Genomic DNA, 26,236 nt, shown 5'->3' with positions numbered 1-26,236 from the left:
GCGAGGGGCGCGACCGAACGGATGTCACACAAACTTCATGTTGGGGGAGTATTCGCGGGTTTCGGAGGATGGAATGTCATCCAGACAAAAATGGCGGCCCTGCACGAGGCCGCCATTGGTATTGATGGTTCTATTGTTCAGAGCGGACGGCCGATGCCGTTGCAGACGCTGGGGTTGTTGATATCGAGGTTATTGCCGGTGGTGTTAGTGACGAAGTTGGCGATGACCTCGTTCTTCCAGGCATAAGACATGGCATTGAATTTATGCGCCTGTGTCGCGGCGTTGTTGCCGGGAATACTGTAGTGAGCTGCCAGAAAGGCCTTAACTTCCGCTGCAACCGCAGCGTCTTTGTAGCATTGACCGAAAATGAAATTGGTAAACGCGGTCATCTTGTAACCCAGACTCGGATTAGCCACGACTGGAGACCAGAGAGCAGGGTTTGCGGTGTCCACAGCAGTCGGGGGTTTTGATGTAGACGACAATGCCAACGACAGGTTGGGGGGCGTTGGCTGAACTCCGTTGATACGAGCCACAACCGCATTGTTGCTTGCATCAACGTTATCCGGGCCGGCATAACCGATAGAACCATCGACAGCGTTTACGGCTTGTGCGACATCCTGGTCATATTCCACCGCTACCCAATTTACAGGTATTGAGGAATAGGGTATCCGCGCGACAGTGAATCGCGCATCGGTCACGAATTGCGTTGGGCAGATCGAGTTCAAATGGCGGGTCAGAATCTCCGTAGCGCCACTCGCCTCCTTCCGGAAGACAACGCGAATAGGGGTGGTGTCCGAGGTACCTAATAGAGAACCCCACGTGTTTTTATTACCGGAAAACACATCGCACAGCTGATTATCAAACAGGTTCAGCGCAGTCTGGCCAGACTTTTTATAAGGGATAGCCACGGACGTGATGACCGACGGTAGCTGGATCAATGGACCGTATGAAGCCCCATACTGCTTGGAATAGGTCAAAAGTTCCGAGGCAGTCAGAGTGGAGTCACTGGCCGCAAAATGCACCGTCCCGGTTTGAGCCAGACGCATGGGATCGTTAGTCAGAAAGGCCTGTTTTCCGTAACCGCTACCTGCTGCGGCGTAGTTGAAGGTGGCCGGCAATATGCTGTTCACCGAGCCCCTGTAAAGTTTCGCCGGGATGGTTGCCCCACCTCCGATCACCGTCACCGCCATCGCCTGCCCCGAAACCAGCGCCGCCGATACCAGTGCAGCCACTCCAATACGTTTGAACATGTTCAATCTCCTTATCGAATGCCCCCCCGAACGGGAGCCAAAAAAAATGGCAGCCCCGAAGGGCTGCCACCGTTACAGCTGACTAAACCAACCTGCTTACAAAGGACGACCGATGGTGTTGCACACGGTGGTGTTGTTGATGTCCAGGTTGTTGCCCGAGGTGTTGGTGATGAAGTTGGCGGTTACAGCGGTTTTCCAGGCGTTAGGCACGGCGACGAACTTGTGGGCCTGAGTCGCAGTGTTGTTGCCCGGGTTGCTGTAGTGCTGGGTCAGGAAGGCTTTGACGTCCGCGGCCACGGCTGCATCCTTGTAGCACTGACCGAAGATGAAGTTGGTGTAGGCAGCCAGTTTGTAACCCGAAGTCGGGTTGGCAACCACTGGCGACCACTTGGATGGATCGGCAGCATCGGCAGCAGACGACGGAGGGGTCACCGACGACAGCGCCAGGGTTACGTTGAGCGAAGTCGGCTGAACACCGTTGACGCGGGCAACAACAGCGTTGCTGGTAGCGTCGACACCGTCCGGACCGACATAACCGATGGAACCGTCAACCGCGTTCACGGCAGTGGCGACATCGGAGGTGTTGGCTACGCCGACCCAGTTCGCAGGCAGAGCGATGCCGCCGATACGAGCGCTGGTGAAGGTGCTGTTGGTGGCGAACTGATCAGAGCAGACGGTGCTCAGGTGACGGGTCAGGATTTCCGAAGTGCCGCTGGAAACGTTGCGATAAACGACGCGGATTTTGGTGTCGTCGCTAGTGCCCAGCAGACCGCCCCAGGTGGTCGTCTTGCCGGAGAACACTTCACACAGCTGAGCGCTGGTCAGGTTCAGAGCAGTCTGACCGGCTTTTTTGTAAGGGATGGCAACCGAAGTGGCAACCGAAGGCAGCTGAATCAGCGGACCGAACGAAGCATTGTAGGTGTCTTTGTAGGTCTTGAGCTCCGAAGCGCTGAGGATCGAGTCGCTACCGGCGAAGTGCACAGTGCCAGTGGTGCTGAAGCCGGCCGGGTTGTTGGTCAGGAAAGCGGTCTTGCCACCGCCGCTGCCGATGGCAGCGTAGCTGAAGTTGGCAGGCAGGATGCTGTCGGCAGAACCTTTGTACAGAGCGGCTGGCAGAGTTGCACCACCACCGGTAACGGCCATGGCTTGAGCGGAAGCCAGAGCGGCAACGGTCAGGGAAGCTGCGATCAGAGTGCGCTTGAACATGAAGAATCTCCTTTTCAACTAGGTTGGGAACACAGGTTTTCGGATTGCTTGCATGACACTGGGATGACTCACCGCTGACCTTCGCAAGCGGGGTCCGTGGTTAAGTCGCACTGAGAAATTCGCAGTTTCCGGTGACAGATAAAGGAAAAAACCTCGGGAGGTGGGAACTGATTTTCGAGGTTTATTCTCGGGTGTTCTGGTGCTTGTCCGGAGTGTCTACGGCACGCTTTTCAAGGGAATCGGCCACAGCCCTTGAAGAGCCGTTGCAGATGACAGAAAGGAGAACCCGAGGACGGTTGCTTCCGCGCTCGGGTGATAGTTGGACGAGAGGAAAAAAGATTGGAAAAGTTTACTGCACCAACTGATTGATCTCGATGATCGGCAGCAACACCGCCATCACGATCACCAGCACCACCCCGCCCATCACCACGATCATCAGCGGTTCAAGTAACGCAGTCATGCCCATCGCCCGGCGTTCGATATCGCGGGAAAGGGTTTGCGCAGCACGTTCGAGCATCGGCGGCAGCGCGCCGGTTTTTTCGCCACTGGCGATCAAGTGAATCAGCACCGGCGGAAACACGTTTTCCACTTTCAGCGCGGCCGCCAGGTTGACGCCCTCGCGCACCTTGGCGGTGGCCTCATTGACGCTCAGGCTCAGACGATCATTCGACAAGGTCTGCCGCGCCGCCTCCAATGCCCGCAACAACGGCACGCCAGCGCCACCGAGAATCGCCAGCGTCGAGGCGAACCGTGCGGTGTTCAGGCCCAGCACAAACCGCCCGATCAGCGGCAGCTTCAGCACCCGATGATGCCAACTCAAGCGCGCCGCCGGATTGCGCAGATACAGGCGCCAGCTCCAGAACGCGCCGGCCAGGACGCCAGCGCACAACCAGCCCCACGCACGAATGAAATCACTGGCATTGAGCATCGCCAATGTCAGCCCCGGCAGATCCTGCCGCGCCTGGGAAAACGCGCTGACCACCTGCGGCACCACGTAGCTGAGCAGGAAAATCACGATGCCGATCGACACCAGTCCGACCACGCCCGGATAGATGAACGCGGTGAGGATCTTGCCGCGCAGGTTGTTGCGTTCCTCGATGTAATCCGCCAGTCGCTCCATCACCTGCGCCAGATCACCGGACTCTTCGCCCGCCGCAATCAGCGCCCGGTAAATCTCCGGGAAATCCCGTGGCCGCGCCGCCAGCGCTTCGGCCAGACGCATGCCACTGCGCACGTCGGCGCGCACAGCACTGAGTGTGTGGGCGATGTGCTTTTTCTCGGCCTGTTCGACCGTGGCGCTCAAGGCCGCTTCCAATGGCAGGCTGGCGCCGAGCAGGCTCGACAGTTGCCGCGTGGCCCAGGCCAGATCGTTGTCCGACAGCCTGGCACTGAACAATCCACCGCCGCCGTGCTGGGAGACGTTGCTTTCCTTCTCCACCGACAGCGCAGTCAAGCCGCGACCGCGCAGCACGCCAAACGCGGCACCCTGACTGTCCGCTTCCAGATGCCCGGACTCGATCTTGCCGCTGGCATCGGCGGCTTCAAAACGATAGCGATTCATCAGGCGTCCCGTGTCACACGAAGGATTTCTTCCGGCGCCGTCGCACCGCTGCGAATCCAGCGTTCGCCGTCCTCACGCAGGCTGAACATCCCGGCCTTGCTCGCCGCTGCGCGCAACGCCTGCTCCCCTGCCCCTTGGTGAATCAGCGTGCGAATGTCGTCGTCGATGCAGAACAATTCGTGAATGCCGGTCCGGCCGCTGTAACCGGTGTGATTGCACGCCGCACAACCCACCGGGCGCCAGGTGCCGGGCGTCGCCGGGTCTTCCTGTTTGCACTGATTGCACAGGCGCCGCACCAGACGCTGGGCCAACACCCCGAGCATCGACGAGGCCAGCAGAAACGGCTCGACGCCCATGTCGACCAAGCGGTTGACCGCCGACACGGCATCGTTGGTGTGCAACGTTGCGAGCACCAGGTGACCGGTCAGCGAAGCCTGCACTGCGATCTGCGCGGTTTCGAGGTCGCGGATCTCGCCGATCATGATGATGTCCGGGTCCTGCCGCAGAATCGCCCGCAAGGCCAGGGCAAACGTCATGTCGATCTTGGCGTTGACCTGAATCTGGCTGATGCCCGGCAAGTCGTATTCCACCGGGTCTTCCACAGTAAGGATGTTGCTGGTGCTCGCATCGAGTCGAGCCAGCGCCGCATACAGACTGGTGGTCTTGCCGCTACCGGTCGGGCCGGTGACCAGCACAATGCCGTGGGGCTGGCGGATCAGGTGATCGAGTTTCGCCAGCACCTGCGCATCCATGCCCAACGTTTCGAGATGCAGGCGCCCGGCCTGCTTGTCCAGCAAACGCATCACCACCCGCTCGCCATGGCCGGTGGGCACGGTCGAAACGCGAATGTCGATGGGCCGCCCCGCTACGCGCAAGGCAATGCGGCCGTCCTGCGGCAGGCGTTTTTCCGCGATATCGAGCTGCGCCATGATCTTGATCCGCGACACCAGCGCACCGTGCAACGCCTTGCGCGGCGAAACCACGTCGCGCAGGGTGCCGTCGACCCGGTAACGCACCACCGAATGGGTTTCGAACGGTTCGATGTGAATGTCGCTGGCCTCATCCCTCGCCGCTTGGGTGAGCAAGGCGTTGATCATGCGGATCACCGGCGCGCCGTCCTGGGTGTCGAGCAGGTCGGTGATTTCCGGCATGTCCTGCATCAGGCGGTCGAGATCGACTTCGTTCTCCGCCGCACCGACCACCGCCGCCGCGCTGCCAGTGTCGGCGTAGGCCGTGGCGAGCAAGCCGTCGAGTTCGTCGTCGCGCACCCGCTCAAGTTTCGCCGCGCCGAACTGCCGCCGTACTTCGCTGATCGACCAGCCCGGCGTCGACGGGCACACCGTCAGCACGCCGTCGCGCAGCAGAATCCGCTGCGCCTTGGCCCAGGCGTAAGGCAAGCTGCTCATAACCGCGGGCCTGCTTCAATCGGCACAGCCTTGATGACCGCGCGGGGTCCCGAAGCCGGAACCGAACTCGGAACCCCCTGCGCAGCGGTCGGCAATTGCGGCGCCTGCATGTCCGGCATCGCCCAGCTGCGTTCCGGTTGCAGACCGCCCTGAGCACGGCGCATGAAGTCGTAGCGGTTAAGCGTGATGCTGCGCCCCGCCGCGCTGTCGCGGATGATGTACGGGCGCAGGAACACCATCAGATTGGTCTTGGTGATCGAGCGGCGCTCGTTGCGAAACAGCGCGCCGATGCCGGGAATACTGCCCAGCCACGGCACCGCGTCATTGCTCTGGCTGTAGCCATCCTGCAGCAGACCGCCGAGCACCATGATCTGCCCGTCGTCGAGCAGGATGCTGGTGTCGATCGCACGTTTGCTGGTGACGATCCCCGCCGAAGTCGAAGCCGCCGAAGCACGCTCGTCAATGCTGCTGACTTCCTGATAGATGTCGAGCTTCACCGTGCCGCCTTCGGAAATCTGCGGCCGCACGTTGAGCTTCAAGCCGACCTCTTCGCGGGTCACGGTCTGGAACGGGTTGTTGCTCGTACCCCCGCCGCCGGTGACGTAGCTGCCACTGACAAACGGGATGGTCTGGCCGACGAAAATGCTCGCCGCTTCGTTGTCCAGGGTCAGCAGGTTCGGCGTCGACAGCACGTTGGTGCCGCCCTTGCTCTTCAGGGCCCGGGCCAGCACTTTCAGGTCAAGGATCTTGCCGATGCCGGGAATGTCGACGGTGCCGTTGACGTAGCCGAGGTTCAAACCTTTGGGCAATACATCGACACTGGTCTTGCCGTTGACGTTGATCCCCGAACCACCAAGGTTGGCGCCGCCGATCACGCCATTACCGGCCAGATTGCCGGTCTGCCATTGCACGCCGAATTCGCTGGCATCGTCTTCGCCGACTTCGACGATCAGGCTTTCGATCACCACTTGCGCGCGGCGCTGGTCGAGCAAATCGATGACTTCACGCAGGTTGCGGTACAGCGGCTCCGGCGCGGAGATCAGCAAGGTGTTGGTGGTCGCATCCGCCTGAATGGTCACGCCGCCGGCGCTGAACGCAACGTTCTGTTCGCTGCTTTGCGCGTTGCTGCTGCCACTGCTATTGCTGCTGCCTTGGGCGTAGCTGCCGCCGGTGCTGCCGTTGTTGGTGGTCGAAGTCGAGCCGTTGGTTTGCGTACCGCTCTGGCCGTTCTGCCCGCCGCCCGAGTTGGTGGAACTGCCCATCGCGCTGAGCACCGAGCGCGCACTGTCGCTGGAGCCGCTGTCGCTCTCGCCGGTCAACAATCCGCGCAGCGCTTGCGCCAGTTTGCCGGCCTGAGCGTTGCGCAGATACACCACATGCAGATTGCTCGGGTTGCTCTGGGCATTGTCGAGTTTGTAGATCAGGTTGCGCGCCAGCTCCGTGCGCTCGGGGCTGCCGGCGCGGATGATGATGGTGTTGGAGCGCGGGTCGCCGATCACAGCGATTTTCTGGGTTGGATCATTGCCCGGCGCGTCGAGCAGGTCGGCGACCATCGGCGCGATGTCGGCGGCGATGCCGTTCTGGATCTGCACCACGTCGGTGTCGATGGCGCTCGGGGTGTCGATGCCCTGAATCAGTTGAGCGACCCGCGTGAGGTTCTCGGCGTAATCGGTGACGACGATGGTGTTGTTGCCCGGATAGGCGTTGATCGGGTTGTTCGGCGATACGATCGGGCGCAGCACCGGGATCAGGTTCACCGCGTTCTCGTATTGCAGGCGGAACGTGCGGGTGAGCATGCCGTTGCCGGCCGGTTTGTCGGCGCTGTAGATCGGCCCGCCGAGCAATTTGGCATCGGCCTCCGGCACCACCTGCGCCACGCCGCCGACGTCCACCACGCTGAAACCCTGCATGCGCAGCGCCGCCAGCAACATGTCGTAGGCCTGATGCGCCGGCACCTGGCCTTCGGAGACCAGCGTCAGGTTGCCCTTGACCCGTGGATCGACCAGAAACTGCTGGCCGGTGGAACGAGACAACGCCCGCACCACCGCTTGAATATCCGCGTCGACAAAATTCAGCGTCACCGGTTGATCGCCCAACGGATTGGCCGGCAACGTCGTGCCCCGGGCCGCACCGCCACTGCGGGCGCGTTCGGTGATGTTGTGCAATTGCTTCGGCGCAGGTCTGGCCTGAGCCTGCGCCCGCTCGCGGTCGAGCACCGCGTCGCCACTGCGCTGGGTGTTGGCCAGCGGCCGGCCGAGTTCGCTGTCCACCAGCAGCGGCGGTTGATTCGGTGGTGTGGTGTTGCTGCACGCGCTCAATGCCATCAACAGCATCGGCAACGCCATGCGTTTGGACCCTGACCCCTTCATGAAGCTTCCTTAGCGCCCAGCGCCTGATCCATGCGTACGGTGCCCGACAGAGTGCCGGCCGTGTCATCGGTCGCGGCGTCGTCTGCGCGTTGCAGACGGGCCTCGACCACTTGCAGTGAAAAATTCCGGGGTTGGCTCAGCAGCCAGTCGAGCACGGCGTCGGCCGGTGCCGCGTCGAAGGTCAACTGCCAGCCGGCGGACGCGGCCGCCAATTGGTAATGGCCGCCCAGTCCGCTGGCCTGCAAGGTCTGTTGCAGCGATTGCTCCAGGTTTTGCCCGTCCGGGCGCACGCTGACGTCGCGCAACAGCACTTCCAGCGCTTCGGCCTGGGCGCGCAATTTCGGGGTTTCGACTTGCGAGGCGGCGATCTTCTTCAGCGGCGGCTGAATCAACGTCACCCACACAAACAGTCCAACTAACAGCGCTGCCATCCCAGCGACCATGCGTTTTTCCCGCAGCGCCAACGGCTGCCAACGGGCCTGCAACTGAGCATTCAAGCGCTGCCAACCGGCGCGGTATTTCGCAAGCGAGGGGCTATTCATCTTCGGCTCCGCTGCTGTCGTCGTTGTCGGTGGCGGCGGTCGCCTCGCCGGCCGGGCGCAGGACCCAACCGTCGTCGTTCGGGCTGATGCTGATGCCGGCCTGAGCCAGCATGCCTTGCCAGTCCTTGTCGTTACCCGAACGCCGGGCCTCGGGCAGCAGACTCAATTGCAGCGCGCCGTCGACAAACTCCAGACGCTGCACCGTCCCGGCCATGGACGGCATGCCGCTGCCGGCCTGCAACACCAGCCGCGTGAAGTCCTGCCCCGGCGCATCCACCGCGCCTTGCTGGCGCGCCGCGATTTGCTGACGAGCCTGTTGCAGCGGATTGAGGATCACCGGCAACTCGGGGAACGCCTGCTTCACCCGCTGCGCCATCTGCGCCTTGAGCTGCTGGCCCTGCCCGGCCTCGCGGGCGGCGTACAGGTTCAAACCGATCACCCACACCGCCAGTGCCAGCGCACAGCAACCGAGCGCCCTGCCCCAACCACGATGTTCGGTGCCCGGTTGCTGAAGGCCGCCGTGCAGTCCCCAATTCGGCAACGGGCCGGCGCAACGTTGCGTATCGGCCAATGTCGATTGCACCGCTTCCGGCGCGCCGTCACCGACCCAGTGCGCCGGCAGACCGGTTTCCAGCAGCCACGCTTCATCGATCATCGGCTGCACCTGCGCCGCATTCGGGCCGTGACGCAGCAACAGATGATCGTCGTGCAAGCAGCCGACGCCGCCGGCCATCACCGGCAAGCTGTAGGCCGCCGGGTACAGGCCTTTGAGGTTCAGGCCGAATTGCCCGAGGTGCTGCAACTCCTTGCGTGCTACCCAGGCAATCTGCACCTGGCCGCTTTCATTGCGAGCACTGTGGGCGATGTGCATGTCGGCGCTGTCACCGAGCATCAAGGCCTGCGCCGCGCATTGCACCGCCGCAGCGGTTTTGTTCGCGGGCAACGGCGGCAGATCAATGCTCGCCAGCAGGCTGTCCGACGGGTGCAGAAAGCACACCAGCGGTTGCTTCGGCAGCGCGCCAAGCCGCACACGCTCCTGGCGTGTGACCTTCCCCTGACGATCCAGCCACGCACACTCCACTTCACTGTCGAGACTCAACTCCGCCAGCGGCGGCAAACTCACGCGCAACTGGCTCATACGCCCACCCGCGACCAGATCACTTGCGGCAACCGATCCTGACTGCGATGCAGCAACGCATCGAGGCTGACCCGCCGTTGATCCCGCCGCGCCTGCCCGCGCAGCCGGAACCAGTCGCTGGTGATGCCGACCTTGACGCTGGTGATCTCCAGTTGCGGCAAGCGCAGGCGATTGACGAAATCCCCGCGATTGATAAACCAGCGCCCGGCGTCACGCTCATTGATCAACGCCTGCGCCCGCTCCAGCGACAGCCCCGGCACATAAGCCGCCAGCACCGGCGCCGTGGCCGTGTTGCCGTTGAGCCAGGTGGTCGCCGGAATCACCGTCAGGTACGGCGCCAGTTTCGCCAAAACCGCATCGTTGACCCCGTCGACACTGCGCAAATCGTCAAGCGTGCGCAGCATCGGCAAGGTCGGCGATTGCGGTTTGCGCGACGCGGACGGCGACGTGGCGCGCCCGCTGTCGAAGGTGTTTTTCGCCACAGGCTTGTCCACCAATTGGGCATTCAACAGGTGCGGATACGAGCCGATCACCCGCTGACTGATGCGCCGGCTCAAGCCGCTGCTGACACCAATCAACTCGCACAAGCGCTCGAACGCCTGCACCTGCGCGTCATCGATCCGCTCGTTGGCCACCAGATTGCGCAGGTTGAACTTGCCCTGCTCGTCCTCCAGCCGCCCCTCGAAACCCTGGGTGTTCAAGCGCTGCGCCCACGGCTGATCGAGTCGGGTCAGCGGATCGCGCTGCCGCGCGTCCCACAACAATTGCCGGCTGATCTCCAACCCGCCGTGCAACACCCAACGGCCCTGCACGCGCAGTTGTTCGGCTTCCAGCGCCCGGGTCGAAACACTCTGGCGCGTCAGCATGCCGGCGGCGATCACCGCGACCACCGCCGCGATCAGCAGCGCACTGATGATCGCCATCCCCTGCTGGTTCGATTGGCTGTTCATGACCGGCCTTACAACTGCCAGGAACCGATGTCGGCATTCACGCCTTCGCCGTCAGGCTGGCCGTCGGCGCCGAGGGAAAAGATGTCGATCTCGCCGTTGGCACCGGGATTGAGGTACTGATAAGGACGACCCCACGGGTCATTCGGCAGGCGCTCCAGGTACGAGCGCCAGTTGCTGTTCTTGGCATCGGCCGGCCGTTCCACCAGCACCTTCAGGCCCTGGCTCTGGCTCGGGTAAGTGCCGTGATCGAGGCGATACAGCTTCAGCGCCTGCATCAACCCGCCAATGTCCTGCTTCGCCGCCGTGGCCCGCGCCTGATCCGGCCGGTCGAGCACCTTGGGCACCACCATCGCCGCCAGAATCCCGAGAATCACCACCACCACCATGATCTCGATCAGCGTGAAACCCTGCTGCCCACGGGGCATCCGGCTCGGTCGACCGGGTTGTTTGAATTGCGCGATATCCATCTCGTCATTCCCTGGCTTGATTCGATTCGACGCGCAGTGTTGCAAGAAGATATGTCAGGGATGTTGAAAATCCTCGGGTGTTTTCGTCGTCAAGCCGTCAAGCACGGGCGTTAGCGTCAAGGGCTGCCCGACTGCCCGAGCCCCCGATGCGCACCCCCTCCCCGCAAGCCGGATTCACCCTGATTGAAGTACTCGTCGCACTGGCGATCATCGCCGTCGCCATGTCCGCCGCTGTTCGTGTGGCTGGGTTGATGACGCAGAGCAGCGGGGTTTTGCGGGATCGCTCGATTGCGATGATTGCGGCGCAGAGTCGGATGGCGGAATTGAGGTTGGAAGGGAGATTGCCGATGGGGGTTAAGGTGATTGAGTGTGATCAGGGGCGGTTGTTGTTGCGGTGTGAGCAGGTGATTGGGGGGGCGGAGAATGGGCGGTTGCTCAAGGTTGGTGTGCAAGTCTTTGATCGCAGCCAGGAGGCGCCGCCACTGGCGAGGCTGGAGACGTTGCTCAGCCGTCCTGAAAATCCCTAGCCCCCCAAGCGTCGGCCCACCAAGACCCTCTGATAGACGACCGGTTCTCAATGGCGCTTACTTGAAGAGTCCTAGATATTCCGCCCAACCATACAAGGCCAGAATTCCCAGCAGAGAAAATGCATTCAATCGATATGGAATTTCGACCCACCGCCGCAAATTCAGCGGAAGGCGCCGGACATCTTCGAGGGCGTTCGGATTATCCAGCAACAGGCGCGAAGGACGCTTGCGAAGCAAAGCAGTGATCAGATTGAGCCTGTACCTGCGCGCCCAAAAACCGGCACTTCCTTTCTGCGGGCAATTCTGGAGCAGATAACAATTTTCAAGGTGCGACTCGATTTCGGAAAGCTTGAAATACCCGACATAAATCATCACCAGAACGTTGGAAATGATCAGCACCAATAACCCAATGCCTGTGGCGGCGAACAGAAGTTTGATTTCAATCATTTGAGGTAGCTTCGTAAACGATCTCACCGAGGACATCGCCAATCTTAGATCCCGTATTACCTGCTACAGAAGCTGTCGCGCCGCTGATGACGAGGACGCAAATAACGCCGCCGATGCCTCGTGTTTTTAGTGCAACACCTGCGCAATACTCCATTGTGAGCGGTGCGGTATATGTGGTTGCCGCGACAGTTGTTCCAACGTTACCTGCCAGTTTGCTGCCTTCGATGAATTTAACCTTCTGGCATTCTTGATCAGTGCCGGTACGGCACACTTCGTTGATTCGTAGAGTTGCCGCCCCTGTTGCTAAACCAATTCCGACGTAACCTCCGATCTGCATGAACTTTGCCGCCCGCGCAACGCCAACGATGTTGGACGCATATCCCGGCAACTGAGTGGGGCCTCCCGCTTTATCCCAACGGTGAATAGTTCTTCGAGTCGACAAACCCAGTGCTCTCTTGAGCTTGGGGTGATCGGCAATTCCGGTTCCCTTGCGTACCAGCGACCCAAGGCCACTATCAAGCTTCGTCAAGATACGTTTGCGCTGTGCAAAAAAATCTGGCGAGCGAAGATGCCCGTACTGCCGATAGTGCTGCTGGTGCAGTTGTTCCATATCCTGCAAAGCTTTTTTCAACCCATCCAGATGCTGCCCGATCATATAGGAGGCAATCCCCAGTGACCCCGACGACACCTCCAGAAACGGCTCAATGACTTCGTGATGCTCAACCATGAACGAAGCCTCTTCATCCGAGAGATCTTTCAACGCCTCGTTCACCTTTTCCGCAGCGGCCATCATCTGTGCTTCTTCGCGCCGGCACATGTAGTTGCGTGAATCGCTGAACAAGACCATTTGCCCTGGCTTGACCCGCTCACCGAGATGTCGATTGAGTGACCGGAATTCGCGACGCAGTGATTCACCGGGCCTGACTTCGTACAACTCCCGTTCAAGCGCTTCGAGCGTCATGGGTTTCTGAACGATGTGAAAACCCGATTCAGCGGGTTGCGGCAAGGTGTAGGCGTGTTCCTCCACCAGGTGTCGTGCGGGAGGTGGCTCGGGTTTGGGTTTGAAGGCGTTCCAGGAGGCGCCGCCGCTGTCTGTAGCCGTGCGCGGTTTCACCAGTGCCCACTCACCGTTACGCACAGCATCGATGAGTTTTCGCTCATTCGCGCCTTGCATGTAGTTCGAACGATGCAGGCCCATGGCGTTTAATAGGTCATCGAATCCGGGCAAGTCGTCCGGGCGATTCAATGCCTGTCGGAAGTCTTCCATGGCTTGGTAGGAATCGAGGATCTGGTCACGCTGGCCAAGGAGTTCGCTTCGGGGGATGAGTCTGGTCACGTCCGTGTCCCGTTCTGAAAACGGGGGACTTTGGCGAACGGACTCAGGTTTGAATGCAGGATGAATCGGTGTTCGTTGTAGGGGAAATCCGGATTTCTGGCTTGCGGATTCCGGGCTCGAATCATCAGTGCTTTATGGCGGCTGTTGAGCGCAACTTTTACCTCAGGCATCCTGCACGAAGCATGGGCACATGGACGTCAGCCGGAGGAACTGTCAGATGAAGGCCCCGATCCTCTTGCTCTTCGCAATGTATTGCACCGGTACAAGCCTGGCGTTTGCCGGCGGCTCGCAAGCGACAAACGGCAAGCACGGGCCAGCAGGCATCGCCGTCGATGAGTCCTTGATGTCGGCCAGATCCAAGTTGATCAAACAAGGATGGAAGCCAACCCGGATGCACACCGGCGATGGCTATGAATACAGCGGTGTAGAGCGCGAACTGGCTGCACGCAAATTCCTGGAACTCGATACCTGCTCTTTTGATAGCTCACGCTGCATCCTGTTCTATTCAAAGAAAGGCGCCTGCTTGCGTGTGGAGACCATCGGTGAGCAGCTTAAAGACATGACGGTTACGCGGTGGACTGATGAATGTCCGGATGCGCCTTCAGAGCCAAATAGCGGCGACGCGGGTTAAGCAACAAAAAAGGGACCGATTGAAATGAATCAATCCCCTTTTCCCTTCCGAGCAATAGCGGAGTGTCGGGAAGCAAATCCATCGCTACCAGCCCGAATCCCCGCAGGTTTCAACGTCGCACACGATCTCTCTCAAGCAGAGGCCAGAAGCCATCATTGCCGTGAAAATGGTATCGTCCCCTCCTTTTTCAAATTTCTGACAGATCATGAATATCGTCGAATCCTCAATCCGGGCCGTTGCTCCCGCACCGGGCATCGCTGAATCAATGGATATCTGACATGCCCAACACGTCGCAGAACGCGAGATTTAACGAGTTGCTGGCTGTGAGCGAAGCCAATATTGACAGCGCCGAATCCACAGCCGATCTGTTGAAGGTGATCCACGCGTTCGCCTCGTACGATGGCCCGCTCAAATTCAATTGCACACGCGCATGGTGGTTTTTTGGTACTGGCCTGCTATTGATAGCGGGCGCTGTAGCCCTGTTGGGTTATATGAACCGCTATCCGGTGGTTTCTTTTTTTCAACGTCTGCACATTGAGCCTGGCCTGGTCGGCGCAGTCGCTGGTGTGGTGGGCCTCGGGTTCGCCATTGGAAGCATGAATTGGATGACATCCAAAGCTGAGCGCTTACCAGCGCTCAGCCGCACAATTGCTGCACTGTCCTCCTACTTCCACAACGGATTGATGTTCATGGAAGAAAACTCGAACCGGACCCTCAACGAACTGGATACGCAATTTGGTGACTACAGCCGGGGCAACTACAGCCGCGAGCTGGTCGAATCGATAGAAGGAGTGTTTACCGGCACGCTGCGCGAACTCCCTTACCACTACCGCCAGCTGCACTACGTCAACAAGCGGCATGTGCAAGTTACGGTGACCGACAAAGATGGCAAAACCAGAACGGAGACTCGAGTGGTGTATGACCACTACGACCGGTACAGTTTGGTTTTCGACTTTCCCTGGGTCACCGGGATCTCGGTCAGATCCGATGACCAATCAGAGAACGACTATTCATGGTCGATGGACACGGCTTCCCCGGACTTCAATAAATCGTTCTGTCTGACAGGGCAGAGCGAGATACTCTGCGCGAAATTCATCAAACCTTCGACAGTGCTGCATTTGTTGAAGCTATTCGAAATCCTCGATCGTCCGAACCTGGAGTTCTCCGACGATGGCTTGCTCTGCCTCAGCTTCGCGAGCAGCGACCTGCTCGCGTTCGGCACGAAGTATTCGCTGGCGTCACCCAACGAGTTTTACGCAGAAATTTCTGCGGGTATCGAACTGCCGCGCCTGATGTCAGTGCTCCAATGGAGCCACGCACTCACTGAGCTGCACGATGACAACTTTACCTTTACCGCCTCTCCCCCAAACAAATGCAAAGAGAAGTAAGCCATGGACATTGCACTCATACTCTCCGCCGTTATCGCTGTAATCATCATCTTGGTGGGGTTGGGCATCTACAACGACATCATTGCCCGACATAACGGGGTACAACGTGCCTGGTCGGACGTCCTGGTTTACGAACGCCAGAAGACAAAAGTGCTCGATCAGCTGCAAAAAGTGCTCGCAGACTTCATGGTTTTCGAGTCCAGCCTCCTCGAAAAAATCGCCGGCCTGCGCAGCGCCATTCACGCCCTTCCTGCTGGCGCGAACGGCAACGCACTCACCAACGTTGAAACTGCGTCGAGGGAAGTAATGGGTGGTTTGCGCATCGCTTTCGAGGCCTACCCTGACCTGAAAGCATCCGAAGCCGCCAACAACATGATGCGTGAAATTGCCGAACAACAAGAAAACGTCGGCGCGGCCATCACCATCTACAACCGCAACGTCGAACTGTTCAACAACGCCATCGAAATGTTCCCAGCTTCAATCGTCAATGGCCTGTTCAACAAGAAAACTCGCGTAACACCGTTCACCGATACCGAAGCTTCGCAAGGCTTCTCCTACACCCCGAATATCTGACACCCGTAGTGCTTCAGACCATCACCCGTGAGGGTGATGGTCGACCACCTCCCTCCTTGGCCGAACACGGTGTCCGTGACCAACCCATGACTTTGTGGGAGCCAGCCTGCTGGCGATAGCGGAATATCAGGCAATAGAAACAGCGCATGCGCCATCGCTGCCCCGCATCACTCCGGCAACTGCAAATTATCCAACGCCCGATTCACCGCCAACTCTCCGAGCATGATCAACTGCGCAATGCCCACCAACGCCCGACGCTGCGAAGCCGGCACCAGACTGGCGATGTTCTGGGCAATGGTTTGGGCCGAAGCGAGTGTTTCACTGGCATCAATCAGCAGTTCTTCGTTTTTGTTGTCCGCAGTCACGGCATACATCCCGCGGGTTCTGCGTGGGGGCGGCGTGGAGCCGGGCGGACAGAGGTAATGGTCGAGCGCGCGGTCGGCGGCTTCGTGGAGTTTTCTGGAATCGATGGATTCGTAGGGGGAAACCGAGTCGGTTTCGGGCGGATTGGGTGTTGGTTTGATCATGGTGAAGCTCCATTTTTATACCTGGTGGAACCACCAACACCTGTCGCTAAACAAGTAAGGGTGGCAGCTGTACGCGGGTTAGCGAACCGAGAGGTATAAGACCCGGCAGACCCGAAGGTCTCCCACGCACAGCCACCATATCGTCATCGCAAATGTCTGCGACAAACGGGAGCGTCGTTGAACTTATACCTGGTCGGGTCGCTAAACCCGGTCGCTGGGTTGCCAGCGACACGTAGACGATAAAGACCAGGTACAAAGCGCACAAGCCGGCGGATTCTGGCGTAGCTGTAGGCAACGGCGCAAGGGTGTGTAGCCTGAGAGAGCTTCTTGAGATGTCTTTTTAAACGTTGGTGTTTATCGAGACCTTACTGCGGCACCTCCATGAGATGGGGAGGCCCGCCAGATAATTCTCAGATTTATTTTCTGGAAATAAATCAGTCTCCTTTTTCCCCGCCTTTTTCTGTAGTGGCCTCCACAAGGTCGTTACTCAAGGACATAGGTGTGAACGTGGGCGAGCTGATTGAAGAGCTTCGGAAGTACGCCCTTGGCCTACAGGTGCTCATCCCCAGGTCGGATTGCTCTGCATTGGAAGGTGCTGTTGCGTGTTATTCAGACGTAGTGCGAACATGCCACATCATGGGCTATGAAGTCGCTGAGCTGGCTTCCTGGCGAGCCCGATGATCTTGGTATAGAAAAGCATCAAGTCGTCGTCATCGACACCAGTGCGCCTATTCCAACGTGAGTGAAATTGCCTTAAGGCGAAAGGATCTCAGAAGATTTTATACAAGGAGTAATCGTGAAGCTGGAAATATTAATTTACGACGCGTTGGTCTCGCTTAGCAAGGTGCAAACTCGTGAAGAGCCGCTTTCGCCGAATTTCGATACGGCAAAAAGTGGCAGGCAAGTGTGCGTTAGTGGCGCTACCGAGAATAGAATCAGGCTTGTATCAGCAGCTCTTCTAAAGCTGAGCTGGCCGGGCTCTATTAAACTTGATCTGAAGGAACATCATGATTTAGTTAAGAAGGCAATCATTGAGAGGTATGACGGTTTCTTGAATTTCGGCACATCTCCCTGTGCAATCAGATACCTATTGCCTGCTTACTTGAAGGGGGAGATAAAGCAGATGGTAACGGAGTTTGCACCTGCTCTATCCAGAGATTTTACGTGTCATTTACCCGCTGCGCTTACTGGTCTTGAGATTGATGGGCCTTTTGTTATTGGCCCTGTTACGATTTATAAAAATTTAGACTGGATTGATTCTATTGATTTTCCGCCCTCTGCACTTGATTACATGGGGGGCGATAATTCTGACTGGCGTGAAAATCTAAAAGCGGCTTTAGTGGATAAGGACTTACAGCTAAAACCTTTGAGTGCTTCGCTTTATGAAGTGGTGACCAAGTCAAAATCCATGATTAGTGTGACTACTGCAGGTTATGGAAAAGCGCTCTCTCGCAAACTTTCTACGATTCTTGCGCGAACTGCGCTTGATTCGATATCACTGATTGGTGGTAGTCCAAAGTATTTTAGGAGCTTTACTCTTTATACCGAAAGAAGGCCTCCTATCTTGACGCATAGCATAGTAGAGACAAATGGATTTCTTTGGAATCCGGGTCTCGAATTGTCGGATGAAGTAAATCCGTTCCTGCTCCGGCCCGAGGATTTGGATCAAAGTCACATTAAATTTTTCGAGGCTGTATCCAAAATACTAACAGGCCTTATCGGTAATGGTGATGGTTGCCCGGGCCTTTGCCAGAGATGGTCAACTGCACTTGATTGGCATGGTGAGGCATGTCGAGAGGTAAGTGACCAGATAGCGATTGCAAAGTTTGGAACATGCTTGGATGTATTGAGCAGCGGGGGTGGCAAGACGCGCGCTATATCAAAAATGGTTTCAAATCTCACGAAGACCCCTGAAGATAAGATTGTTGCGAATTATGATGGGGATCTGACTCTCTATGAGACTATAACCAAGATATATGAGCATGGGCGGTCTGAGATTTTGCATGGGAATAAAGTCGATAGAATGACTTCTTTTGAGGTGCTAAGGGGGATTTCGGAATTCTATTCAAAAATTGCGCTGATTAAATCGGCTGAAGCGTTGTTAACCTATTCAGGGTCTGACTCGGCGAAGGCGTTTAGCGATATGTGATTCTTCTCTAGGTTGCTCCTACTACTTGCGTTCGGAGTTATTTTTAAGCTTGCACGGTAGTTGCAGGCGCCGGTCACCGGCGCATGACATACGAACAAAGGGAACTGATTTATTTTATGGAAATAATCAGTCCCCTTTTTTACGTTTTAGGTGTCAGTTGAAAAGAGTCGGAATAAAGCTCCAGCGATCATCGAGCACGCCGACAACAGATCCTATAGGCCAGGAATCCGGAGTTGGGATGATTGGAGGCAACGTTTCATATCTTTGTCCGGTTTGTGGATACACCGGGCTTGAAGAGGCTCCATACGACGAACTGGGCTGCTCTTCGTTTGGCATCTGCCCGTGCTGCGGTACGCAGTTTGGCTACGACGACACGACCGCGGCTCATGCTGAATTGCGTAGATCATGGGTCTCCAGCGGGATGCTTTGGTGGAGCGAAGCTCAAGCGTCGCCGAGCGGTTGGGACCCGATAAGGCAACTACAGGCGTTCGAAAAAGACATCCAGGTATGAACCTTTCGCCGCCAATGGTCAGGCAGGAGACAATACTCCCAGGCCAAATAAACGGATGGGACAAGGATGACTATGCTATCGGCTTTCCCTGGCCGAAAAGTCGTCAACCGATGCCGTTTACGGAGCAATGGAGTGCGGGATGAAAATCATCGCTTTTGTAGTTATCTATCTCGCAGGCGGGGTTGCCCTGTTTCCGTACCTCGACCATATGCGTCCGGTAGGCATTTCTCTCGACCAATTCTATTCGGAGTTTTACCTCAGCTCCGGTGTTGACGTGGCGCAACGCCTAAGCCTGAGCTTCATCTACGCAAGCGCGTTTCATCTGGTGTGGTCTGCCTTGTTTTCTGAATCCGCAAAAAGCTGGGTGTACACGACCAACATCATAGACATTTGCTATCTCGCCTTACGGTGTTTGAGTTCTTTTTGCATCAGCCTGATGACTCTTGGACTGGTTGGAAAAAGCGCACAAAAAGTGCCCTTTACAGAATTTGCTCAATATTTTCATTTTCTGGTTATCTGCATGCTCGCGGGCGCTTGGGCGTGGGAGCTCAAGCACTTTTTGATAGGCGTCATTTATTACACTGCAAGAAAAATCAAGAGAACGGCTAAATGAAGGCCACGATCCTCCTCATCGCCATTTGTTGCACGGGTCCAAGCGTCGCATTCGCTGATGGCTCGCAAGCAGCAAACGACAAATACGGGCCAGCAGGCATCGCTGTCGGTGAGCCGTTGGTGTCGGCCAGGTCCAAGTTGATCAAACAAGGATGGAAGCCAACCCGGATGCACACCCGCGATGGCTATGAATACAGTGGCGTCGAGCGGGAACTGGCTGCACGCAATTTCCTGGAACTCGATACCTGCTCTTTTGATAGCTCGCGCTGCATCCTGTTCTATTCAAAAAAAGGCGCCTGCTTGCGCGTTGACATCATGGGTGAGCAGCTCAAAGACATGACGGTAACGCGATGGGCTGATGAATGTCCGGATGCGCCTTCAGAGCCAGAGAGCGGCGACGCGGGTTAAGAAACAAAGGGGACTGAATGAAATAATTCAGTCCCCTTTCCTTGGGAGCGGGCTTGCTCGCGAAGGCGCCAGAATTGACACCCGTTTAATCAGCAGGTGATCCCGAAGTCTGCCTCACCGGCAATTGCAAATTATCCAACGCCCGATTCACCGCCAACTCTCCGAGCATGATCAACTGCGCAATGCCCACCAACGCCCGACGCTGCGAAGCCGGTACCAGACTGGCGATGTTCTGGGCAATGGTCTGGGCCGAAGCGAGTGTCTCACTGGCATCAATCAGCAGTTCTTCGTTTTTGTTGTCCGCCGTCACGGCATACATCCCGCGGGTTCTGCGTGGAGGCGGCGTGGAGCCGGGCGGACAGAGGTAATGGTCGAGCGCGCGGTCGGCGGCTTCGTGGAGTTTTCTGGAATCGATGGATTCGTAGGGGGAAACCGAGTCGGTTTCGGGCGGGTTGGGTGTTGGTTTGATCATGAGTGAATCTCCAAATCATAGAAAAGGAGCCATCATCTTTCGCTACCAAACGAAGGGGTGGTGGCCATACGAAGGTTGGTAGACCGGTGACTTGGAGAACCGGCGCGCCCGAAGACGCCCTGCGCATGGCCACCATAAATACACAGCCCCAAAAAGGCCTGTATCGGGTGACGAAATGCGCCAAGTCTAAGCCGGGCTACCAAACCCGATCGCTGACTCGTCAGCGACCAGACCACAATAGAACCCGCCCCCAAGGCGCACAAGCCGGCGGATTCTGGCGTAGCTGTAGGCAACGGCGCAAGGATATGTAGCCTGAGAGAGTGTCTGGAGATGTCTTTTTAAACGCAGGCGTTTATCGAGACCTTACAGCGGCACCTCCCTCACTTAAATAAATCCTCCCCATAACCGGCAGTACTCACCTATCGAGCACTCATAACTGAGCATACGCAGCTTCAAAATCATTGATCGCTTGGTTTACTTTGTATCGCAGCATCAGCGATGCGGAAAGCTTTACCATTGCTTCAAACAGGATATGCCCTGATTGAATCTGGCATTGACCAACACAATGTCCAGCATATCCGCCGGTTTCATATGCGTAGACGTTGTAGAAAACCCTGCCTGACTCCCTTCTCAACCCGGCTGTGAGAAGTGCGACAGCGCCGTCTGCCATTTGGGGCTCAGGCCGTGAAAACTCTAGGACATCATCGAACGGAACGAACATAGCTGAAGAGGACATTACAAATAGACTCGCAATATCCAATGCTTCCTCAACGTTTTTTAGCTCAGGTGTGGCGTACTCGTGCTCGAGGAAATTTCGCATATCGACAACTTTACGTAACAGACTTGGCGCCAATAATCCAAGTGCCCTTACTCGCTCGATCTTTTTTGGCACGTTCCATCTAAGTGATGGATAGCCAAAGGAGATCAGTAACTGATCAAGCTGTCCGACAATGGCTCGTTTCACATTGGTCGTTGCGTTCACAAGCGCCGCCAATCCTCCCCGCTCAAAATCCTCTTCTGCCAAGACCAAAAATTCCATTGGAGGAATTTTCAGATCTGTCATTCCAAAACTTCCACCCCCTAACGCCACTCCACTTTTACTCAAGTCGAATCCATGAGCGACGCAAAACTCTTTGATATCCATCTCAGCTCCTAGCTAATCGGCGAGTGGAAATCAGTGTATCAGTGACAATATGGCCCACTTGGCCGAATTGTGTAGGCAGGCTGCTTCCCTTATCCCACCCGAAAAAAGGGGACTGGTTTGAATGGCACTTACTTAACATGTTTAGCATGCCCGTTCTTCCTGACCTCAGCCCTTGCTGACCGACGTGACTTGGTCAGCAAGGGGTAGGCCTGAGGTCTTCGTTTTATGGCTCGCGGTTCGATACGACCAGGTCGATTTCCAACGCGTCTTTGCGCTATCAGCATCAGTAAGTTCGCCAGACCATCCTCGTCTTCAGGACTCCCATATTGTTGTAGCGCCAGCCATAGCTGAAGGCTGTGTTTGAAGCTCAGTTCGCGAGGCAAGCAGTCCGCCAACAGAGCCGATATGCCGCTACAGGATCGCTTGATGGAGAAGCCGTTGACGGCATTCTGGCAGGATCGATCGGCGCTCATCGCTTGAGCCAGGAACATCGACAGCGTTTCCGTTGGCGGATACAAGCGCTCCCGATACTCTGGCAGTGCTGACTCAACGCGCTGCAGCAACTCGGGAGCCGTGAGCAGGTTGAAAAAAGCATAGGCATCACAATTCGAAGCATGGCGGCGAAAACGTTGCTGTTGATGCTGGAGCATTTGGCGTCTACGATCCATGCGGGCTGTGTCCTTGGCTTTCTGGTGTGTGTTCGCGACTATCACCGTAGACCAAGGCCAGCCCTTCTTAATTTTTTGCTTTCAGCTCAATCGGTTAGCTGTTAAGTAAGTGCCATTCAAATCTGTCCCCTTTTTTCTCTATTTTTGGCTAGCAGGTGATTACTGCTTCCTGCGGATGCCCGGCCTTGTCATTTTCTTCCATTCCACATGCCGCTTCATTGTGGAGTTGGTGGCATTCTGAGATTATCGGTACAAGCTAACAACCGCGACACGGATGCCATATGAAAATTGACAGCCTTAGGATCAAAAATTTCCGCACTATTTCCACAGAGCAGGTTTTGCAGCTATCAGATGGTCTAACGCTAGTTGGCCCTAATAACGCTGGAAAAACAAACGCCTTGCTAGCTCTTTATATGTTTTTTACCGGCTATGAGAACAAGCACTCTTATAATCATATTCTAGACCTTTCACATGGCGACAAATCTGTAAAAACGAGTCTGACCTGCCACTTTAGGGGAGAGGCTGAAGACGAAGAGATATTCGAAAAACTAAATAAATTAAAGGCTCTTCTAGGGCAAGAAGACGACGGCGATGAATTTTCGATAAATGTCTATTTCAACGGCAACAACCCCGTCTATCAGATTTACCCAGGAATTAAAAGGCCGGAGGGAAAATCACCACAATATTCAATGGCACAAAAAGCATTTGTGCAATCTGTACTGGATTCCTTCAAGTGCTACTATATACCATCAAAAAAATCCATCGACGAACTATATAATGAATTCGTTTTGCCTTTTATTCGCTTAAAGGTGGCGGGCGCTCTCGAAGAGCACCTGCCGAAAATCAGGCAAAGCGTCGCCACTATTGCCAAATAGCATGAACGGCGTACTACATAAAAATGGCCTTGGTGATATCACGGTGGGATTCGACATTCCTAACGGGACAATCGAGGATCTAATAACTAGTTTCGATCTGCGCGTTTCCGACCCAAGCATAAGTTCAATTTACTCCAAGGGAATGGGCGTACAAGCCACTGTACTTCTTTCTTCGTTCAAGTGGATAACCGAACAACAAAAGAACTTAAATGTTATATGGCTGGTAGAAGAGCCTGAAACATATATGCACCCTTCACTTGCTCTACAAGCCGCCAAAATACTAGATGACCTCTCGACTATCTCCACTGTGGTTAAGACAACCCACGCTATAAACTTTGTTCCATCGAACATCAATCTAGTCCAAGGTGTTGCGCGCTCGGGAAAAATGCAAAACACTGTTGTGAAAATGTTTTCTACTCACAGAGAAGCAACAGACTCGATAAGAAAGTCACTCGGCGTGAAGTTCTCTGACTATTTTGCGCTCTCTAAGTATAGCCTGTTCGTAGAAGGTGAAACGGATAAGGCATATATCGAGTACGTATGGGACCAGATGCAACCTCAACAGAAAGAACTTTACCCCTACCTTAATTCAAGCCAACTGCTGATAAAGGACTTCACCGGCGTACAAGACTTGCTTGGATTCATAAAATCAAACTTCGGGCTTTTTCGGTCCGAAATTTGTTCCGTGAGCCTTTTTGATGGGGATAAGGCTGGAGTAGATGCTGCTAGAGCAATGTCCAGTTTCTGCTCAAACAAAGATTACAGTTTTAATGGAAATAAGGAATATGTGCTCATCCCTGGCGGACACCCTATAGAAGGGTTGTTTCCTGACGTTTGGATTCTGGAAGCGTATGAGCATGAGCAAGCCTGGTTCGAAGGCGGGTCACCAGTAATTGATGCCGACGACAAACTAATATCATTCAAAATTCGCGACAGCTCAAAGAAAGCTTTTATGGAGTATATTCTGGAACGTTACGATGAAGATAGCACCTATGACTCGAGCGAAAAATTCTTTGCACTATTCAAAACAATTGATAAAGCTTTTGAAAAACAAGATACTTAGATGAACAACACAATTAAGAAAAATCCACCTTCTGAACACAGCACTAAAAAAGCGCCACTAAAAAAGGGGACTGATTTATTTATATAAAATAAATCAGTCCCCTTTTCACTTATTGTCGTATAAATTCATGAGGATCACATAAATATGCCGACCACCCTCTCATGCATTTTTTGTCACAGCAGTGAGGGCTCGTCCGTAGCCCACATTGTTCCCGAGTCGTTAGGCGGGAAAAACTCCCCAATTGGAAGACCGGGCGTTACCTGCGATCACTGCAATCAATATTTTGGTCAAAAAGTTGAGTCTAAGGCGCTGCTGAGCTTCCCATTTAACGGCTATCGCCTTCTGCAAGGAGTGCCCTCGAAGAAGCGACGCTTCGTTCGGAAGGATACCATGCTTGGCCAAGTGGAGGCATCCGGAGCGCCCGGAATCATTCAACTCGAACCGCGAAACGACCAACTGAGAAATCTCGTCGAAATGGGGCGGGTTTCCCAGTTTTATCTGATAGCCGAAGTCACGGAGTCACTCGCAGTGGTTCGTATGCTACTGAAGATTGGACTTGAGCAACTGGCTAAACACTATTATGACGTCGCAGTCTCGAATCGGGTGGAAGAGGCTCGAGCTTTCGCTCGGAGGCCGGGCAGAGGCGATAACTGGTGGTTTGTTCTTTGCACTGAGCCTAGCGAGATACTAGACACGACGGTTCAAGGCGAAAGCACCATTGAGATAAGGGAGCAAGAGGGCGTACTAGTTTCGGTCATGCGTCTCCCTGGAATTACAACTATAGTCCCGTTAGAAAAGCGAGCTTCGCCGCCAACTCCGGGAAGCCTACCGGAGCCTCACTATCGAATCATTCGGGCTATATGCTGACACGGCTCCACTGAGATTGGAGACGAATATATTTTAATTTTGCAGAAATAGATCCGCCCCCCCTTTTGCTTCTCTTTTTCTGCTTAAGTTAACAAATGCCCCGGATCGTACAAGGGCAAATGTAATGCGCTAGTTATTAGGCCAAGTGTCTTCAGAAACTCCTCCAACGTTTCATAAGCACCCTCGATGTCGATTTCATCAAGCGAGTATTGTTTAATGTCATGAGCTATTGCATTTCTCTGAGCCACTAGCTTTACTAGTCGCTGCTCCAATTTGCTTGGAATTTCGTGCTTAGTCAGAGTTCTAATGCGTCGTAAAATAATATCCGGAGATCCAGCAGCTGCATTTTTTGCACCTCTGGCAGATAACTCTGTCATCAGATCGCTTAATGCGTTGTACGAAAAAACCTCTGTAACCTTTATATAGCCTGGGCGGTCTTCGCCACCTACATATTGGTGAAGAGAGTTCGGTTTATGGGTGAAAAAATTTTGTAGAAAATCAAATACAATATTCTCAAAATACGCGCCTGCCATCACGACGAGCATATTAGCGTGCATCGTTAGAGAGTCTGAGAAAGACTCCTTGTATTTGTCGGAAATCGCGCTGGAAAGTGGATCGTCAGAGAGAGGGCGATGAATCAAGTCGCCATCGTCATTCACAGACAATATTTTTTTTGCGGAAAGATGAAAATCAACAGCGTCAGTATTTTCCAAATAACCTTTAAAATCTCTGAAATTTGCAGAGCTAAAGATCAGCGCTCCATGCCATTTACCAAGGTCAAAAACCGCTTGTTCAGAATCCACCATTTGATTTATAGCCTAGTAGTAAACCCTTAAGATACCAGCAGTTTAAGGCTAAATGTTCCTTCTCAGCAAACGAGTTCGCCGAAGACGAACGATGATTGACATTCAGAAGGTACGCTTTGGTTGTTTTCTGCCTGTCACCGGCAGGTTTGTGTCGAAAACGGCCACTTGCAAATGGCCGCTTTTGGCCGAAAGCGGACATTTACGACATGCTTTTTAGTTGACCAAAAACAATTAAGCAAGCCCTCGGCGATCCATGACCCACAGCCCGCCTGAAACTTCCAAATAGCTCCTTCCTAAAAACTCACGGCCTAACCAACCTAGGCATCTCCACCCCCTCCCCCAA

Annotated in this window: 25 protein-coding genes; 9 read left to right on the top strand and 16 right to left on the bottom strand. The window is 55.5% G+C overall.

The features are described from left to right. Nucleotides 1–137: 137 nt before the first annotated feature. The 9 genes from OQ248_RS23835 to gspG form a co-directional block, all read right to left on the bottom strand. Nucleotides 138–1,250: a substrate-binding domain-containing protein gene (locus OQ248_RS23835; RefSeq protein ID WP_265814234.1), complete on the bottom strand. Its 1,113-nt coding sequence runs from the start codon at nt 1,248–1,250 to the stop codon at nt 138–140. A 96-nt stretch (nt 1,251–1,346) separates the two neighbouring features. Beyond that, nucleotides 1,347–2,456 (bottom strand): substrate-binding domain-containing protein, encoded by a 1,110-nt coding sequence (locus OQ248_RS23830; RefSeq protein WP_265814233.1) that lies wholly within the window; start codon nt 2,454–2,456, stop codon nt 1,347–1,349. A 349-nt stretch (nt 2,457–2,805) separates the two neighbouring features. Further along, a complete protein-coding gene (gene gspF / locus OQ248_RS23825; RefSeq protein ID WP_265814232.1) occupies nt 2,806–4,017 on the bottom strand; it encodes a type II secretion system inner membrane protein GspF in 1,212 nt (403 codons plus the stop codon). Then, the gene (gene gspE, locus OQ248_RS23820) at nt 4,017–5,423 is read right to left on the bottom strand and encodes a type II secretion system ATPase GspE (protein WP_265814231.1); all 1,407 of its coding nucleotides are present in this window, start codon (nt 5,421–5,423) and stop codon (nt 4,017–4,019) included. The genes gspF and gspE overlap by 1 nt, the downstream gene beginning before the upstream one ends. Then, nucleotides 5,420–7,792: a type II secretion system secretin GspD gene (gene gspD, locus OQ248_RS23815; protein WP_265814229.1), complete on the bottom strand. Its 2,373-nt coding sequence runs from the start codon at nt 7,790–7,792 to the stop codon at nt 5,420–5,422. Before gspD ends, gspE begins: the two co-directional genes overlap by 4 nt. Next, nucleotides 7,789–8,334, bottom strand: coding sequence for a type II secretion system protein GspM (gspM, locus tag OQ248_RS23810; RefSeq protein WP_265814228.1), 546 nt, complete (start codon nt 8,332–8,334; stop codon nt 7,789–7,791). The genes gspD and gspM overlap by 4 nt, the downstream gene beginning before the upstream one ends. Continuing rightward, the gene (gene gspL, locus OQ248_RS23805; RefSeq protein WP_265814227.1) at nt 8,327–9,472 is read right to left on the bottom strand and encodes a type II secretion system protein GspL; all 1,146 of its coding nucleotides are present in this window, start codon (nt 9,470–9,472) and stop codon (nt 8,327–8,329) included. Before gspL ends, gspM begins: the two co-directional genes overlap by 8 nt. Further along, nucleotides 9,469–10,422, bottom strand: coding sequence for a type II secretion system minor pseudopilin GspK (gspK, locus tag OQ248_RS23800; RefSeq protein ID WP_265814226.1), 954 nt, complete (start codon nt 10,420–10,422; stop codon nt 9,469–9,471). The genes gspL and gspK overlap by 4 nt, the downstream gene beginning before the upstream one ends. A gap of 8 nt (nt 10,423–10,430) precedes the next feature. Beyond that, nucleotides 10,431–10,889, bottom strand: a complete 459-nt coding sequence (gspG, locus tag OQ248_RS23795) for a type II secretion system major pseudopilin GspG (RefSeq protein WP_279309477.1) — start codon at nt 10,887–10,889, stop codon at nt 10,431–10,433. A 146-nt stretch (nt 10,890–11,035) separates the two neighbouring features. Here gspG and gspI point away from each other — a divergent pair, with 146 nt between their 5' ends. Further along, nucleotides 11,036–11,416 (top strand): type II secretion system minor pseudopilin GspI, encoded by a 381-nt coding sequence (gspI, locus tag OQ248_RS23790; protein ID WP_265814225.1) that lies wholly within the window; start codon nt 11,036–11,038, stop codon nt 11,414–11,416. Between the two features lie 57 nt (nt 11,417–11,473). On the opposite strand, the gene OQ248_RS23785 is transcribed toward gspI, so the two are convergent. Together OQ248_RS23785 and OQ248_RS23780 are read right to left on the bottom strand one after the other, a co-directional pair. After that, nucleotides 11,474–11,863, bottom strand: a complete 390-nt coding sequence (locus OQ248_RS23785) for a hypothetical protein (protein WP_265814224.1) — start codon at nt 11,861–11,863, stop codon at nt 11,474–11,476. Beyond that, a complete protein-coding gene (locus OQ248_RS23780; RefSeq protein ID WP_265814223.1) occupies nt 11,856–13,199 on the bottom strand; it encodes a hypothetical protein in 1,344 nt (447 codons plus the stop codon). The genes OQ248_RS23785 and OQ248_RS23780 overlap by 8 nt, the downstream gene beginning before the upstream one ends. A gap of 217 nt (nt 13,200–13,416) precedes the next feature. Here OQ248_RS23780 and OQ248_RS23775 point away from each other — a divergent pair, with 217 nt between their 5' ends. From OQ248_RS23775 to OQ248_RS23765, 3 genes are all read left to right on the top strand, one after another. Further along, the gene (locus OQ248_RS23775; RefSeq protein WP_265814222.1) at nt 13,417–13,830 is read left to right on the top strand and encodes a hypothetical protein; all 414 of its coding nucleotides are present in this window, start codon (nt 13,417–13,419) and stop codon (nt 13,828–13,830) included. A gap of 278 nt (nt 13,831–14,108) precedes the next feature. Next, complete coding sequence (locus OQ248_RS23770) at nt 14,109–15,218, top strand: hypothetical protein (protein ID WP_265814221.1); 1,110 nt, start codon at nt 14,109–14,111, stop codon at nt 15,216–15,218. 3 nt (nt 15,219–15,221) lie between these two features. Next, the gene (locus OQ248_RS23765; protein WP_265814220.1) at nt 15,222–15,791 is read left to right on the top strand and encodes a LemA family protein; all 570 of its coding nucleotides are present in this window, start codon (nt 15,222–15,224) and stop codon (nt 15,789–15,791) included. Between the two features lie 167 nt (nt 15,792–15,958). On the opposite strand, the gene OQ248_RS23760 is transcribed toward OQ248_RS23765, so the two are convergent. Further along, complete coding sequence (locus OQ248_RS23760; RefSeq protein WP_265814219.1) at nt 15,959–16,318, bottom strand: hypothetical protein; 360 nt, start codon at nt 16,316–16,318, stop codon at nt 15,959–15,961. A 796-nt stretch (nt 16,319–17,114) separates the two neighbouring features. On the opposite strand from OQ248_RS23760, the gene OQ248_RS23755 reads away from it, so the two are divergent. From OQ248_RS23755 to OQ248_RS23745, 3 genes are all read left to right on the top strand, one after another. Then, complete coding sequence (locus tag OQ248_RS23755; protein ID WP_265814218.1) at nt 17,115–18,467, top strand: hypothetical protein; 1,353 nt, start codon at nt 17,115–17,117, stop codon at nt 18,465–18,467. Nucleotides 18,468–19,117: 650 nt separating this feature from the next. Continuing rightward, the gene (locus tag OQ248_RS23750) at nt 19,118–19,591 is read left to right on the top strand and encodes a hypothetical protein (protein WP_265814217.1); all 474 of its coding nucleotides are present in this window, start codon (nt 19,118–19,120) and stop codon (nt 19,589–19,591) included. Then, nucleotides 19,588–19,998 carry a hypothetical protein gene (locus OQ248_RS23745; protein WP_265814216.1) on the top strand — a complete coding sequence of 137 codons (411 nt, stop codon included), beginning with the start codon at nt 19,588–19,590 and terminating at the stop codon, nt 19,996–19,998. The genes OQ248_RS23750 and OQ248_RS23745 overlap by 4 nt, the downstream gene beginning before the upstream one ends. Nucleotides 19,999–20,083: 85 nt before the next feature. Here the strand turns inward: OQ248_RS23745 and OQ248_RS23740 are convergent, their stop codons facing one another. The 3 genes from OQ248_RS23740 to OQ248_RS23730 form a co-directional block, all read right to left on the bottom strand. Continuing rightward, nucleotides 20,084–20,470, bottom strand: coding sequence for a hypothetical protein (locus OQ248_RS23740; protein ID WP_265814215.1), 387 nt, complete (start codon nt 20,468–20,470; stop codon nt 20,084–20,086). 430 nt (nt 20,471–20,900) lie between these two features. Then, nucleotides 20,901–21,614: a hypothetical protein gene (locus OQ248_RS23735; RefSeq protein ID WP_265814214.1), complete on the bottom strand. Its 714-nt coding sequence runs from the start codon at nt 21,612–21,614 to the stop codon at nt 20,901–20,903. A 128-nt stretch (nt 21,615–21,742) separates the two neighbouring features. Continuing rightward, the gene (locus OQ248_RS23730) at nt 21,743–22,282 is read right to left on the bottom strand and encodes a hypothetical protein (protein ID WP_265814213.1); all 540 of its coding nucleotides are present in this window, start codon (nt 22,280–22,282) and stop codon (nt 21,743–21,745) included. 281 nt (nt 22,283–22,563) lie between these two features. On the opposite strand from OQ248_RS23730, the gene OQ248_RS23725 reads away from it, so the two are divergent. Together OQ248_RS23725 and OQ248_RS23720 are read left to right on the top strand one after the other, a co-directional pair. Next, a complete protein-coding gene (locus OQ248_RS23725; RefSeq protein WP_265814212.1) occupies nt 22,564–23,157 on the top strand; it encodes an AAA family ATPase in 594 nt (197 codons plus the stop codon). A gap of 1 nt (nt 23,158) precedes the next feature. Beyond that, nucleotides 23,159–24,220, top strand: coding sequence for an AAA family ATPase (locus OQ248_RS23720; RefSeq protein ID WP_265814211.1), 1,062 nt, complete (start codon nt 23,159–23,161; stop codon nt 24,218–24,220). Between the two features lie 950 nt (nt 24,221–25,170). On the opposite strand, the gene OQ248_RS23715 is transcribed toward OQ248_RS23720, so the two are convergent. Then, the gene (locus OQ248_RS23715; RefSeq protein ID WP_265814210.1) at nt 25,171–25,893 is read right to left on the bottom strand and encodes a hypothetical protein; all 723 of its coding nucleotides are present in this window, start codon (nt 25,891–25,893) and stop codon (nt 25,171–25,173) included. Between the last annotated feature and the right edge of the window lie 343 nt (nt 25,894–26,236).

The sequence above is a fragment of the Pseudomonas sp. COW5 genome, from assembly GCF_026240005.1.
Lineage (GTDB): Bacteria > Pseudomonadota > Gammaproteobacteria > Pseudomonadales > Pseudomonadaceae > Aquipseudomonas > Aquipseudomonas kribbensis.
Note: the sequence above shows the minus strand (reverse complement) of the source record. Positions and strands in the feature narration are given on the sequence as shown.